Raw genomic sequence first — 14,118 nt, 5'->3', positions numbered from 1 at the left:
TCACGCCTGCTGATCGGGTCGCGCAGGGAACAGCCGGTTGAATGCACCGGCCAGCCCGCGCGGCGCCAAGATGGCGACGGAGATGAACAGGATGCCCTGGAAGGCCTCCCAGTGCGATGTCCAGCGCGTCACGAATTCCTCCGCGCCTATCAAGACAAGCGCGCCCAGCAGCGGCCCGACAAAAGTTCCTGCGCCGCCAAGAATGGTGATCAGCATAATCTTTGCCGAAATCACGATCCCCAGCAGCTGTGGACTCACGAAGCCAGCGTGAAAGGCGAACAGCGCGCCTGCCAGACCCGTGATGGTTCCCGACAGAACGAAGGCCGCGAACTGATACACCCAGGTGTCATAGCCCAGGGCTGAAAGGCGCCGGTCATTGCCCTGCAGGCCCTGTAGCACTCGCTTGAAATGTGACTTGTGCAAGCGATAGAACACCACACAGACCAGGAAAAAAACCGCCGCGACCGCATAGTAGAAGGCGGAGCTGCTCTCGGCGGGGACGCCGGGCATGGAGAGTTTTTCCCCCAGGCGCATGCCATCGTCTCCGCCGGATAAGGACCGCCACTTGAACATCACACCCCAGGCCAGTTGACCCAGGGCGACAGTCGCCAACAGAAAGTAGACCAGCCGTGTGCGCAGAGCCAAAACGCCAAAAATTGCCGCCATGACAGTCATGCAGGCAACAGCGGCGACCAGCAAAAGCCAGGACGGTCCCTGCCAGTGCTTGGCCAGCAGGGCGACTGCATAGGCGCCGCCCCCAAAAAAGGCCGCATGGCCGAAGGAGGGCATGCCCGCGTACCCCAACAGCACATTGAACCCCAAGCCCACGATGGCCCAGATCAAGATCAATGTCAGAATGCCCACGCCGTAGGGCGATGACATCGCGGGAAACAGCGCCAGAATGGCCAGGAGTGCCAGACCTACCTTCCACGCGGGCACCGTCCGTGCGCGCTCGACCCAGGGTTGCAAGCGGCGCGCAAACCCCTCTGGCTCCTTGCTGCCGCGGGTGTCGCGGGACACCGGCACCACATGCGTCAACACGCGGCCCGACAGGCCACTGGGCCTGAACAGCAGGATCAGAAGCAAGGGCAGGAACAGCATGAACATCGAGGCTTCGGGGAACAGGATCTTCCCGACCGAATCGATCACACCGACCAGCATCGCGGCCAGGTAGGCGCCCCCGAGCGAGCCGATTCCTCCGACCACCACCACCACCAGGGCCAGCAGAAATACCTCGAGGTCCAGGCCCGATCGGGCGCCCAGGAAGGGCGCGCCAAGCCCGCCCGCCAGCCCGGCGAGAAGACCGCCAAGGCCGAAAACAATCCAACGCAACCTCGGAACCACCACGCCGCTGGTCTGCGCCATTTCCTCGTCGTCGACGGCCGCTCGCACGATGCTGCCCAAACGCGTGCGTTCGAGTAGCCACCACAGCGCCAATGCGACGGTGAGCCCGCATCCGATCAGGAACAGGCGGTAGGCGGGGTAGCTCATGACCCCCATGGGGACCGACCAGTCCCAGATGTCTGGCACCTGCACCACACGCGGCGTGCCGCCCCAGACCCCGTGGAAGACATCCGCGAAGATATGCAGCAGCCCCAGGGTGACCAGCACCTGGGCCAGATATTGGCCCTGCAGCCTGTACAGAAGAAAACGCTCAGAGAGCGCGGCAACCAGCGCGGCGACGATCGCTCCGCCAGCCACGGCCACGACCATGCCGGTTCCAGCCTCGACCAGGCTGTACGTCAGATAGGCCGCCGCCAGGTAGAGGGACCCATGGGCCAGGTTGATGACCTTCAGCACGCCGAAGATCATCGAGAAGCCCGCCGCTAGGAGGAACAGGAGGCTGCCGTACGCGACTCCGTTGATGATGGAGAGGGTCCACACAGTGCTAGGGCCGATCACCCAGCCCTTCCCGGGCCAGGTTCAAGGGTTACAGGAAGTTCAGCGCGCTTGCCAGGCCTGGTCGACGCCGGTGGCAATCGGCGCCACCAGTTCGGGGACCGGCTTGCCGCCACGATCGACGATCTTGACCGCGTAAAGGTTGAAGACGACGTTTTGCTTGTCGTCAAAGCGGAAGGGCCCTTGCGGCGTGGACGGCAGATTCACCCGGCGCAGCGCAGCCAGCAACTCGGCCTTGTTTTCGACGCGCCCGTTGACCGCCTCGATGGCCTTGGCCAAGGCCATGGCGCCCACATAGGCTCCCGCGGTGGCGGACCCCGGCACCGACTTGTACTGCGCGGTGTAGGCGTCGACAAAGCGCTTGTTGACGTCTCCGGGCAGGTCTGGGATGTACCAGGTGGAGACTTGGGCGCCCACCGCCGAGCGGCCCATGGCCGGCAGCAGTGGCTCGTACGTCAAACCGGCCGAGCCGGTGAGGGGAATACGGGCCTTGAAGCCCAGCTGGTCATATTGCTTGACGAAGCCAATGGCATCTTGGCCGAGGAACATGGCCCAGACCGCGTCGACGTTGGAGCTCGGGATCTGTGCCAGGAAGGGGGCGAAGTCGCTCGTGCCCAGGGGCACCATGATCTTTTTGACGATCTCGCAACCCGCCTTCTTGTACGACTCTTCAAACGCGTTGGCCTGCTCCTGGCCCGTCACGAAGTCCGAGGCCAGGATGACCGTTCGCTTGTAGTTCATCTTCTGGCAGGCGTACTGCCCGTAAGGCGCGGTGAACTGCCGGTTGGTGAAGCTGGTTCTGAAGATGTACGGGCTGCCCCGGGCGGCAGTGAGGTCATTGGCGCCCGCTGCGCCCATGATCACCAGGGGCATCTGCTTTTCATGGATGTAGTCGCGCACCGCGTAGCCGACCGCGCTTGAGGTGATGCCCGTGACGACATGGACGCCCTCGCGCTCCACCAGGCGCTTGATCCGCTCCAGCCCTTGGGCTGGGTTGGACCCTTCGTCTTCCTGGAAAAACTGCACCTGCCGGCCGGCAATCCGGTTGCCGATCTCGTTGAAATACATCTGGAAGCCGTTGGTGGCCTCAATGCCGGGCGTCGACAGCGGGCCTGTGGACGGGTGGATGATGCCGATCTTGATCGGGCCGGTCTGGGCCTGCGCGGCGCCCGCGGCGCAAAGGGCAGAAACGAGCAAGGCGGCGAGGGGTTTCATGGCTGTCATGGGTTCGTGTCCTGTGTGGTGGGTTGCGAAGTCAATCAAGAACTGGGGGTGATCGCCACGACGCCGGCCGTGGCTTGGCTCGTGCCGCGATTATTGGATGTCGACATAGACCTTTTCGTCGAGCACCTTGACCGGATAGATTTTCAATTGCATCTGGCTCTTGTCGCAGGCGACCGCGTGGCCCGTGCAAACATCGAACCTGAAAAAGTGCCAGGGGCAAATGACTTCTCCTTCGACCACCCGGCCCAGGCGCAAAGGGCCATCCATATGCGGGCAGCGGGTATCGAAGGCGACGATGTCGTCACTCCCTGCGGATCTCCGGGCGACCGCGATGGCGCGTCCTTCCACACGGCATGTCAAAACAGCGCCATCGGTCGGGACATCCGACCTTGCGCAGGCCAGATGGGACGGCTCTGAGGGTGGAGGCGGTGTTTGTATCGTCATGCGCCGCCCTGCAAATGCCGGCCTGACCGCATCGCCGTGGTTGGCGGGTGAACCATCTCGCAGGCGCCGCAGCGACGTGACTGCGCATCGGCGTCGAATGCAGCAGCGGCCGCCTCTGCGGTCTTGAGCATGGCAACAAAGCCCGCGGTTGCGATCGGCACTGTGCGTGACCCGATGGCGGTGCCGCAGCTCGGGCAGGTCCAATCCACGGTCGCAGTGGCGGGTTTGCCAGCGGCTCCGCCTACGGCAAGCAGCGCGTAGCGTCCTGCCTCGCTGGGCGTGTCAAGCCACATGGCGTCCGAGTCCAGTGTGAGCCAAAAGCTCATCATGTTCTCGATGGTGAAGGGGATCCCACGGCCGATCCTGTGAAACACGGGGCCGCCGTCGGCCAACTCGAGGCAAGCGACCTTTTGGCCGATGCGCTCCAGCAAGCGGTATCGTGATTCTTGGCTGGACGTTCCGGTCCAGATGGCGTATTGGCCTCTGTGCTGCCAGCCCAGGCTCGCGTCGCCAAACAGGCGCACAAATGACATGTCCGGCGCCGGAACCGCCGCAGCGGAGGGGAGGTAGCCGCGGTTCACCACAGAAACCTCGCCTCGCGCTCTTCGGGACGGTCGGCCTGCTGCATGCCCGAGTAGGCCAGCGGGTTGTGGTGCCCGCAGGTGGGGCAGATCTGGTGCTCTGGATCCGCGTTGTAGTCCCGTACAGCCGCCAGTTCTGCGGCCCAGAACTTGTCGAAGTTGGTGGACTCTCGCATGAAAAGCAGCGTCAGGCACTTGTCGCAATACCAGGCAAACCGGTCAGTCTCATCTCCCGCTGGCATCCCCATGATGATGAGAACCCGCCCGGGTCGGTCGCCATCAGGAGGCAGAGGGATGATGATTTCATCCTTGTCGTTGATGTGCCAGTAACCAAAGACATGCTGCGTCCGGTGCGGCGTTCCTGCACGCGTCACGTGCGCGGAGTAGGGGATGCGCGGCACTTCGACCACGCCTTGCGGACCGATCTCGTAGTTCTTGCGAATGGCAGGCAGAGCGACCGGAACCGTCTTCTCACCGAGCTGGGCGACAGTGGCGCGCTCGATGTTGCGGATCCCGATGATGTTGTCGCCGGTTCCCTTGAATCCGAAGAACTGGCGGATTGCATCGTCTGCCAGCAGGTTCCACTGGTCAAGCGTGTCCTCCAGCGGCGTGGTCAGGGCAATATCCTGATAGAGCATGGGGCCTCGTAGGAAGGGGTGGGTCGGTCGAAATCGGGCCTCAGGCGCCCTTCATGTACCCATGCTCGCGGTAGTAGCGCTCGGCGCCCGGGTGAAGGGGCGCGCCCACACCTTTCCACATGGCATAGGGGTCGATCGGGTAGGTCATCGCCGCATGCTCGGACGGGAGATGCCGGTAACGCCCTTCCAACTCGGCACGTTCCTCGACCATCAAGGAGGTAATGCGGTAGGCCAGGTCATCGTCCATGTCGTCACGCACCAGGATCGCCCAGTTTGACCAGTCGATGCACTGCACGTCTTCTGGCGCCTTGAGATAGCCCTTGGGCATGACACCGGGGCGCAGACCATACTTCGTCTGCAAGCGTTGCAATGCGTCCGGCTCGTAGGAAAGAAAGCGCATCGGCACTTTCTCGACCAGCTCGCGCCACTGCGGCACCACGATCGCTTCATTGATCACTGCATTGGCTTGTCCGTTGGTGACGAACGGGACGCAGATCCGCGGGAAGTCATGCTCCAGCCACTCCCCCCCCCAGCCTTCAACCTCGATCCCATGTTCTTCCAGAACACGATCGACTGCCCACATCATCATGTTGTCTTCGGTGCGAAACGCGCTGGCCAGTTTCAGCGGAAATTTACGGTCACGCAGATCCTGCCATGAGGTGATTCCGGTGTCAGCCCGAATGGCGAACACCAGGCGGTCGTTTTGCGGCAACCAGCCGAGTGCACGCATGCCAGGCAACTGCCCGCGACCGGCGAAGTAGTGTGAGCCCGCCATCGCCCACTCGGGGGCCAGGTCAAAGGGGGTCGTGATTGCCAGGTCGACTTCTCCCGCGGCCAAAGCCTTGATGTTGTCGCCGTAGCCGGTTCCGGTCTTGATCCAGAACTCTGAGTCAGGCTCCGAGCGCCAGCGCAGGTGGGCGCAGATCCAGCCCGCGATCGCATGAAAGTTGGCGTTGCCCCAGTCTGCAACGATCTTGAAATTGACGCGTGGACCCACGGTGTCCTTATTGATGACCGTCTTCATATCCATGACTGTCTCCTTTTCATTCCGCAGTATGTTCTTACGGTGAAAATTGTCGGAATGCGTACTAACCCTAGCGGTCGCGTTCTAGGGGCATACTTTGCAGCGGTCGGGCGGTAGCACGCACCAAAATGGCGACCCAAGCGCCTCTGCGCGCTGTGCACAGTGGAGACGGCGAAAGTGGACAAGAGCGGCATTCGGCAGACCCCCAAATCGCGCACCCTTCGAAGCGACCAGAAGGACGCGACGCGCGAACTGATTCTTGAGGCCGCCACCCAACTGCTCTCCGAGCACGGTTACGCATCGCTTCGTGTGGCCGCTGTCGCCCGTGAAGCCGGCGTGTCGCTGGGTGGGCAGTTGCACCACTTTCCCAGCAAAGATGGTCTTGTGGTGGCTGTCCTGGAGCGGCTGTCGCAACGCGTGATGCGGCGGGCCGCCCAGGAGGCTTCGCGCGCGCCGGTGGACGAGGACCTGTTGGTCACGATCTCCCGAAGCGCCGAGCGGTTCTACACGGCGCCCGAGTTCCTGATCTACCTCGACATCTTTCTGTCGGTGCGCAGGCACACCCTGGTGGGGGATACGGCCATCCGGCTTCTGACCTCCCAGCGCTCTGAAACCGAGGCGCTTTGGTTGGCCCATCTCAAGAAGCGTGGCATCCCGCCCAGCGAGGGCATTCTGATCATCCGTGCGATCTGGGCCCTTTCGCGTGGGCTTGCGATCTCCTCCGCTGGCGAGGCGGGCAAGTCCAACAAGCAGGCCACGATCAACTACGCCATTGAGGCCTTGCGCCATCGGACCGGTCTCTCCTCGGGCCAGGCCGCAGACTGAGGCCTTGTCGGCGCGCACTGTCGGCGAGCACTGTCAGCGAGCACTGTCGACGAGGACTTTTGCCCCACTGGGGTCGCGCCCTAGGGATATCCCGGATGCTCTTTCTTAGCCCTCGAAGGATATTCCGGTGTCCGGTTATCTGAGCAAACTCACACCATGATCACGCGCGAAGAAAACGATTTGCTGTGCCGCGTCGAGGGCGAAGCGCCCATGGGCCGCCTGATGCGACAGCACTGGGTGCCGATCTGCCTGAGCGAGGAGGTGGCAGAGCCGGACTGCGACCCGGTGTCCGCACGCATCCTGGGCGAGAACCTGGTGGTGTTCCGCGACAGCGACGGCAATGTGGGCGTGCTCGACGAGGCCTGTCCACACCGCGGACCCTCGCTGGTCTATGGCCGTAACGAAGAGGGTGGTCTGCGCTGCCTCTATCACGGCTGGAAGATGGACGTTCACGGGAACGTGATCGAGATGGTGTCCGAACCGGCGGCCAGCGGCTTTATGGACAAGGTCAAGCACAAGGCCTACCCAGTCAAGGAGTGGGGCGGCATGGTGTGGGGTTGGATGGACCCGCAGGTCGATGCGCCGGAGTTCGTGCCGCCCCGCTGGGCGCCCACGGCTGACACGCGCGTGTCCATTGGCAAGGCCATATTGCCGGTGAACTGGGTGCAGGTGCTCGAGGGCGCGATCGACTCGGCCCACAGCTCGAGCCTGCACAGCTCAGACATGGTGCCGGCACGCGTGCAGGGCGCTGAGGCCAATGACAAGAACTGGCTGCGCCCCACCACCGACAAGGCCCCGCGGATGCAGGTTCAGCGCACCGGCTACGGGTTTCGCTACGCCGCCATTCGACGGCCCATCTTCAATGCGCAGACGCACGACTATGTGCGCACCACCATCTTTGTCGCGCCGTTCACCGTGTTGATTCCGCCGAACAACCTGTACAACGTGGCCAACGTCAACGTGCCGATGGACGACACCCACATGGTGTTCTACTTCATCGGCTGGGGCCACGCCGAGCAGACGCCAGACACCGAAGCATGGCGGCGCTTTCTGCATCTGACCGTGGGTGTCGACGTGGACGAGCGCTATCGGCCGCTGCGCAACCACGAGAATCGGTTCTGGCAAGACCGGCAGGCGATGCGGGACGGCAACTTCACCGGTATTCAAGGAATTCCCAACCAGGACATGGCCATGTGGGTGTCCATGGGACGCGTGACCGACCGGACCCGCGACAGGCTCGGTGCCAGTGACCTGGCGGTGGTGGAGTTTCGCAAGCAGATGATCGAGGCTGTGCGCGCAGTGGCAGACGGCAGCCCTGCCATCGGCACAGGTGCCCAGGCAACGCCTACCGATGTCTGCTCATTCCAGCATGTCATCCCCAAGACCATCGACTGGCGCGATTACGACGCCCACCCTATCTGGCTGGGTGTGGAAGAGGCCCAAGCAGGAACCGACCAAAACTATGCGGTGAAGGCCTGAAGGTCTAACTGCCCCAGCGCACCAGCCGCTCTCCGGCGTCTATTCCCCTTCGTCGCCGAGCCCGCCACTTTCCTCGGCGGCGAGGTTTTCGATCATCGACAGCAAAGACTTGCGCAGCGTTGCCGCAGCCTTGTCCGACAGCCCACGCATGCTGATGTGGTTGACTTCCTCGGCCAGCGGCACCAGCTTTTTCTCCAGGGCGCGGCCTGCGGGTGTGAGGAAGACGTGCATATTCTTCCGGTTGCCCTCGCGCTGTCGCCGCTCGATCAGGCCCATGGTTTCCATGGCCTTGACCGCACTGAATGTGGTGGGCTCCATCACGCCGGCCAGGTCGCTCAGCTCCTTCTGGGTCAGGCCGTCACGGATCCAGAGGATGCGAAGAAAGGTCCAGTGTCCGAAGGACACGCCATGGGGAGTCAGGCGTTGCTGCAGCGCCCGCATCTGGGCGCGTGCCACATCACGGACCAAGTGCGCGAGCCGGTCGTCGGGCACGGACTCGCGCCAGTGCTTCAGAAGTTGGTGGGTGTCGTTCGCGGGCTGGCTGGGGCTTGTCATGGCAGATTGCGGGCTCAGGCAGCCAACGCTACTTGCTGGTGGAGGGGGATGGGCCCGCCTTGGCGCTGCGAGCTCAGGATGGCCAGGCACACCTCCAGCGTGGCCCTCGACCAGGCGCCGCTGTGCACCGGGGCCTGGCCCTCGCGCGCCACCGCCCATAACTCGTCGATCACCTCGCTGCGGGGCACCGTCGGGGCCGGCAGCGCCTCTATGCGCAGGCCGGCCAGGTCATGCACCTCGACTCCGGTCGGCGTCAGCCGCAGATCGGCGTGCTCGCAGCAGACGACCACCGGGCCGAAGTGCTGATACGCGTCGGGCACCCGGCCGTCGTCGCCCTGGTAGGCGCTGCCGCCAAAATTACGCTGCGCCTTCTGCGCGGCCTCGGCGGCCTCATCGGTCGCAGCCGCGAGCCGCTGCCTTGTTGCTTGATGGGTGCCTGGCGCCTTGGGCCGTCCCATCTCGCCGATACCGTCCATGATGACATCGGTGTCGTAGCGGCCGTAGCCGCTGTAGGTCAGGTTGGCCACCGCCCCGCCTGCGAAGTCGATCAATGCGGTGTAGGCGCCCTCGGTGGGGCGGGCCGGATCCCAGGCGCCGGTACGGGCATAGACCGACCGCGCCTGGCCGCCCGCCAGCATGCGGACGATGTCTACTTGGTGTGCCGCCTGGCTGAAAACGACGCCACCGCCGCGGGCGGTATCGAGTTCCTCGGGCCGGCGCGGGCGGTAGAGGAAATCGGTGAAATTCATCGCGTGCACCAGACGCACCGCCCCCAAGCTGCCGCTGGCGATCAGGTTGCGCGCCAGGCGCACCGGCGCGTTGAAGCTGTGGCTGTGGCCCACTAGCAGTTGCGTGCCAGCGCGGGCGCAGTCATCGATCATGCGGGTGCAGTCTTCCAGGCCGAGGGCCATGGGCTTTTCAACCAGCACATGCTTGCTATGGCTCGCGGCCAGTTGCACATGTTCTGCGTGCATGGCGTGGGGGGTGGCCACGTACACCCACTCGACCGCCGGGTCAGCGCACACCGCCTGCGCACTTGCGTGCGCGACACCACCGAACTCGCGGGTGAAGGCTGCACAGGCCGCCTTTTGCGGGTCATAGGCTGCCACCAGCTGGACGCGAGGGTCTCGGCTGAAGGTGGGCACCATCAGGGTGAAGGCGCGGCCCAGTCCGAGCACGCCGATCCGCAGGGGTGCGCGGTTCAGTGTCATAGGTCCAATGTCATTGGTCGAATGTCATAGGTCTAATACCAGCGGCCCACCGCCCTTGGCGCGTGACACGCACGCCATCAGGTGGGTGTCCGACTCCTCAGGCAGCAGGACGTAGTCACGGTGATCAGCCTGACCTTCCAGAAGCCCCACCTTGCAGGACCCGCAGGTGCCGCTTTCGCAGGAGCTGGGTACCTGTACCCCGTGGCCACGCAGGGCATCGAGCAGGCTTTGGCGCGCCCCGACGCTCAGTTGCTTGCCGCTGCGCTGCAGAACCACCTCAAACGGCTGATCGTCCTCGCGCGGCCGGGTGTCGGCGCCAAAGCTCTCAAAGTGCACCGCGCTGGTCGGCCAGTGGCCGCTCATGTCGCGCACGCTGTCCATCAGCCCCTTGGGGCCGCAGCAGAACAAATGTGCTCCGCTCACCGATTTTTCGAGTACCGGCCAGAGGTCCAGCGAACGGGCCGGGTCGCCGTGGTCATGGTGAATCAGCACCTGGGCAGCCAGCTCGGGTGCGGTCAGCGTCTCGGCAAAAGCGGTGGACTCCGGGTCACGCGCCAGGTAATAGAGCTTGAAGGGCCGCTGGCCTTCGGCACGCAGCTGATGGATCATGGCCAGCATCGGGGTGACGCCGATGCCGCCTGCGATCAAGATGAAGCTACGGGCCTTCTCGCTGAGGGCAAACTGGTTGTCCGGCTCGCCCACCATCAGGGTGTCGCCCTCATTCACCCCGTCGATGAGGCTGATCGATCCCCCCCGGCCTGTGGCCTCCCGCTTGACCGCGATCTGATACGCCCCCGCGTCTCTCGGATCGCCGCACAGCGAGTAGTGACGCATGGCGCCCGTCGGGATTTGCACCGGCAGGTGTGCACCCGCCGAGAATGCGGGCAAGCTTTCCCCGGAGGGATCCCGCAGTTCAAGCAGATGAATGTCCCGTGCGATCGGGTGCTTGCGAATGACCCGAACGGGGCGCAGAGGGTGAGAAAGGGTCATGGACGGCACTCGGGTGACGGGGTTAGCACGCTTGACAAGAGCCGGGGTGCTCTCAAAAATTGAATTATCTTAGCCCGCTAAGAAAATACATCCTCAAAAACCCGGAGTCAGTCATGAAACGCAGAACCCTGGCAGCCCTCAGCCTTGCACTGGCTGCATTGCCCCTGGCCGGCCTGGCCCAGAGCTGGCCTACGAAGCCGGTCAAGTTGATCGTCCCTTATGCAGCGGGCGGGTTGCCAGATTCCGTCGCGCGAATCGTGGCCCAAAAGCTCACCGAGCGCATGGGGCAGTCTGTGGTGGTGGACAACAGGGCTGGCGGCAACGGTGTGGTGGCCTACCAGAACCTGCTGTCCGGGCCGAACGACAGCCACGCCTTCATCGTCTCCGACGGCTCCATGCTGTCCATCACCCCGCTTCTGAACAAGTCGGCCTCCTACATCGTCGGCCGTGACCTGCTGCCTGTGTCGCTGATTGCCCGTTCTCCGCTGTTCCTAGTGGCGCACCCCAAGACCGGCGTCAAAAGCCTCAAGGACTTCGTGGACAAGGCCAAGGCTGGGCCCGGCAACTACACCTACGGCTCCTCGGGCATCGGCAGCACCCATCACCTCACCATGGAGGCGCTCAAGGCCGACCTCAAGCTCGACATACGCCACGTGCCTTTCCGCGGGTCTGGCCAGTCGGTGCCCGCGCTCTTGGGTGGTCAGGTTGATTTCCTGTTCGCTGCGCTTCCCTCGATGGTCGGCTTCGTGAAGTCGGGGCAGGTGGTGCTGGTCGGCAGCAACGACAGCAAGCGCTCCCCGCAGGTGCCTGAAGTTCCGGCGATCGCTGAGTTGATTCCTGGCTTTGACTTTTCGGTCACGATTGGTGCGCTCGCCCGGGCGGGCACCAGCCCCGAGGCCATCAAGCGCCTCGCCGACGACATTGCCTGGGCAGTGCAGCAACCCGACGTCATCGAAAAATTCACCGCGGCCGGCATCATGGGTGTGGGGGGGAATCCGGATTCCTATCGCCGTGAGATCGACCGTGAGAACCAGGCCATGGCCAAGGCCGGCAAGGAAGCCGACCTGAAGGCCGAGTGAGTGGCGAGCCCCGGTGCGCAAATGGCCGAGGCAGGGGACGAAACGCTCGCCTGGCATGACGGCTTGCTCCTGGGCTACGGGCCTATGGATGGTGTTCACCAGGAGTTTGTTCAGTGCTTGAGCGCGCTGCAGCAGGCCGCCGACGCCGACCTGCCGGCGGCGCTCGACGCCTTGGAGGCCCATGTCCTTGCGCACTTCGGCGAGGAGGACCGCTGGATGGAAGAAACCGGGTTCCCCGCACGCGAATGCCATGTCAACGAGCATGCGGCCGTGCTCGCGTCTTTGCGTGGGGTGAAGCAGCGTCTCGCCCAGGGCGACGCAGCGGTCTGCCGCCGCCTAGCGCTGGAACTGGCCCGTTGGTTCCCCGGCCATGCGGACTACCTCGACTCTGCGCTGGCACATTGGATGTGCAAGCAGCGCCTCGGTGGCAAGCCGGTCGTCGTGCGCCGTGACATCGGTCGGCGTCGCACCCCCAGCGATAATGCTCGGAGCCTTGACCGATAACGCCCATGCAAGCTACCCCTTCGCCCGACCAGATCCGGGCCGACGTGCGCCGCGCCCTCGAAGAGGATGTGGGCAGCGGCGACCTGACCGCGTCACTCGTCCCCGCTGACCGCCAGGTCACCGCCACCATCGTCTGCCGCCAGGCGGCCATGGTCTGCGGCCGTCCCTGGGTGGACGAGGTGCTTCGGCAGCTTGCGCCCACCGCGAAGCCCCATTGGCTCATTGACGACGGCGGCCTCACCACCCCAGGCGCCAAGGTGGTGGAGATCACTGGCCCGGCCCGAGAGCTGCTCACCGCCGAGCGCACCTGTCTGAACTTTTTGCAGACGCTGAGTGCCGTTGCCACCAAGACCGCCCGCTACGTTGAGGCGGTGCAGGGCAGCCGCGCCGCCATCCTGGACACCCGCAAGACCATCCCCGGTCTGCGCGTCGCCGAGAAATACGCGGTGCGCTGCGGCGGCGGACAGAACCACCGCATGGGTCTGTACGACGCCATCCTGATCAAGGAAAACCACATTGCCGCAGCCGGCGGACTGACCGCCGCCTTCCGCGCTGCGCAGGCACTGGCGAGCCGGCAGCCGGTGGCCTTCATCCAGGTGGAGGTCGAGACCTTGACCCAGCTGCGGGAGGCCTTGGACGTGGGGGTCACGATGGTCCTTTTGGACAATATGACGCTGCCCACCCTGCGCGAGGCGGTGGAGATGGCCGGGGGGCGCTGCAGCCTCGAAATCTCCGGCGGGGTGACCTTCGAGGCACTGCCCGACTTGGCTGCCACCGGCGTTGACCGTATCTCGGTCGGCGGTCTGATCAAGGACATCCAGGCGGTGGACTTCTCCATGCGCTTTGCCGACCGGCCGGTTGAACAGCGCTCCTCGCCTTGAGCTTGGCGAGGCAACCTGAAAGCGCGGGTCCTGCGATGAAGTGGCTGCTGCTGGTCTTCGCTTGGGCGGCGGTTTTGGACCGGCTACCGCAAGTGCCCAAGTGCTTGCGGACTACGAGATTTCAAAGTCCTGGGACGGGGCCGTGGTCTATGTGCCCTCCAATTTTTTCCCCAAGACACCTGCCACGGTCAAAACAGAGGCGCCGATGCCCGTCGTCATTTTGATGCACGGCTGTGCGGGTATTGGTGTCCATGAAAAGAAGTGGGCTGAGACGCTGAGTCGACAGGGGTTCATCGTGGTGATGCCCGACTCGTTCGCAATTCCCAACCGGCCCAGAAACTGTGACCCCTCGTCACACACAACCAATTTGGGTCTGGTTCCGGTGAATGATTTGCGACCTGCCGAGGCCCAATACGCGATGGCTCAAGTGAGGGAGCAGCCCTGGGCCGACAAGGGCAGGGTGTTTTTGATGGGCCATAGCGAGGGCGCAATGGCCGCTTACCTCACCCCGGAGTCCGGGTTTCGGGCCATCGTGCTGTCGGGGTTTCCATGTGCCGCGCGCGGTGGCGTGCGGGCTAAGTTCGACACCCCGGTCCTCGCCTTGAATTGGGAAAAAGATCCCTACTTCGTCAGCTCTCCTTTCAAGCAATGCGTCCAGACCCCGGCGTGGAACCGGAGGACAAATGCCACCGAACTGATGTTCCCTGGCGTGGGTCATGCCACAGCTTTCGAGCCGGCTGCACAGGCAGCGGTCACGCGGTTTCTGTCAGAGCGGCTGAAGTGA

The 14,118-nt window shown here is 64.0% G+C and carries 15 protein-coding genes; 6 read left to right on the top strand and 9 right to left on the bottom strand.

The features are described from left to right. From QE494_RS10725 to QE494_RS10700, 6 genes are all read right to left on the bottom strand, one after another. Complete coding sequence (locus tag QE494_RS10725) at window positions 1–1,902, bottom strand: ABC transporter permease (protein WP_300043220.1); 1,902 nt, start codon at window positions 1,900–1,902, stop codon at window positions 1–3. 39 nt (window positions 1,903–1,941) lie between these two features. Next, on the bottom strand, window positions 1,942–3,123 hold the full coding sequence (locus QE494_RS10720; protein ID WP_300043218.1) for an ABC transporter substrate-binding protein: 1,182 nt from the start codon (window positions 3,121–3,123) through the stop codon (window positions 1,942–1,944). A 90-nt stretch (window positions 3,124–3,213) separates the two neighbouring features. Then, window positions 3,214–3,567, bottom strand: a complete 354-nt coding sequence (locus tag QE494_RS18520; RefSeq protein WP_369289723.1) for a Rieske (2Fe-2S) protein — start codon at window positions 3,565–3,567, stop codon at window positions 3,214–3,216. After that, entirely contained in the window at window positions 3,564–4,148 is a 585-nt protein-coding gene (locus QE494_RS10710; protein WP_300043214.1) for a hypothetical protein, read from the bottom strand. The genes QE494_RS18520 and QE494_RS10710 overlap by 4 nt, the downstream gene beginning before the upstream one ends. Next, the gene (locus QE494_RS10705; RefSeq protein WP_300043209.1) at window positions 4,145–4,786 is read right to left on the bottom strand and encodes a hypothetical protein; all 642 of its coding nucleotides are present in this window, start codon (window positions 4,784–4,786) and stop codon (window positions 4,145–4,147) included. The genes QE494_RS10710 and QE494_RS10705 overlap by 4 nt, the downstream gene beginning before the upstream one ends. 40 nt (window positions 4,787–4,826) lie before the next feature. Beyond that, window positions 4,827–5,816 (bottom strand): TAXI family TRAP transporter solute-binding subunit, encoded by a 990-nt coding sequence (locus QE494_RS10700; protein WP_300043205.1) that lies wholly within the window; start codon window positions 5,814–5,816, stop codon window positions 4,827–4,829. A 171-nt stretch (window positions 5,817–5,987) separates the two neighbouring features. Here QE494_RS10700 and QE494_RS10695 point away from each other — a divergent pair, with 171 nt between their 5' ends. After that, a complete protein-coding gene (locus QE494_RS10695) occupies window positions 5,988–6,635 on the top strand; it encodes a TetR/AcrR family transcriptional regulator (RefSeq protein WP_300043202.1) in 648 nt (215 codons plus the stop codon). 156 nt (window positions 6,636–6,791) lie between these two features. After that, window positions 6,792–8,114: a Rieske 2Fe-2S domain-containing protein gene (locus tag QE494_RS10690; RefSeq protein WP_300043200.1), complete on the top strand. Its 1,323-nt coding sequence runs from the start codon at window positions 6,792–6,794 to the stop codon at window positions 8,112–8,114. A gap of 39 nt (window positions 8,115–8,153) precedes the next feature. Here the strand turns inward: QE494_RS10690 and QE494_RS10685 are convergent, their stop codons facing one another. From QE494_RS10685 to QE494_RS10675, 3 genes are read right to left on the bottom strand one after another with little or no spacing between them, the layout of a single operon-like run. After that, window positions 8,154–8,669, bottom strand: coding sequence for a MarR family winged helix-turn-helix transcriptional regulator (locus tag QE494_RS10685; protein WP_300043197.1), 516 nt, complete (start codon window positions 8,667–8,669; stop codon window positions 8,154–8,156). 14 nt (window positions 8,670–8,683) lie between these two features. Continuing rightward, window positions 8,684–9,880, bottom strand: a complete 1,197-nt coding sequence (locus QE494_RS10680) for a Gfo/Idh/MocA family protein (RefSeq protein WP_300043195.1) — start codon at window positions 9,878–9,880, stop codon at window positions 8,684–8,686. Window positions 9,881–9,904: 24 nt separating this feature from the next. Next, a complete protein-coding gene (locus QE494_RS10675; protein WP_300043193.1) occupies window positions 9,905–10,870 on the bottom strand; it encodes a PDR/VanB family oxidoreductase in 966 nt (321 codons plus the stop codon). A gap of 113 nt (window positions 10,871–10,983) precedes the next feature. Here QE494_RS10675 and QE494_RS10670 point away from each other — a divergent pair, with 113 nt between their 5' ends. The 4 genes from QE494_RS10670 to QE494_RS10655 all read left to right on the top strand — a co-directional run bounded on the left by QE494_RS10670 (window position 10,984) and on the right by QE494_RS10655 (window position 14,118). Beyond that, on the top strand, window positions 10,984–11,949 hold the full coding sequence (locus QE494_RS10670) for a tripartite tricarboxylate transporter substrate binding protein (RefSeq protein ID WP_300043191.1): 966 nt from the start codon (window positions 10,984–10,986) through the stop codon (window positions 11,947–11,949). A gap of 21 nt (window positions 11,950–11,970) precedes the next feature. Then, entirely contained in the window at window positions 11,971–12,453 is a 483-nt protein-coding gene (locus tag QE494_RS10665; RefSeq protein ID WP_300043188.1) for a hemerythrin domain-containing protein, read from the top strand. Between the two features lie 5 nt (window positions 12,454–12,458). After that, entirely contained in the window at window positions 12,459–13,334 is an 876-nt protein-coding gene (gene nadC, locus QE494_RS10660; protein ID WP_300043185.1) for a carboxylating nicotinate-nucleotide diphosphorylase, read from the top strand. A gap of 100 nt (window positions 13,335–13,434) precedes the next feature. Then, on the top strand, window positions 13,435–14,118 hold the full coding sequence (locus QE494_RS10655) for a dienelactone hydrolase family protein (protein ID WP_300043184.1): 684 nt from the start codon (window positions 13,435–13,437) through the stop codon (window positions 14,116–14,118).

The sequence above is a fragment of the Ramlibacter sp. genome, assembly GCF_029866045.1.
Classification (GTDB): Bacteria; Pseudomonadota; Gammaproteobacteria; order Burkholderiales; family Burkholderiaceae_C; genus Ramlibacter.
The sequence above is the reverse complement of the archived record's forward strand: the minus strand, read 5'-3'. Positions and strand labels throughout refer to the sequence as shown.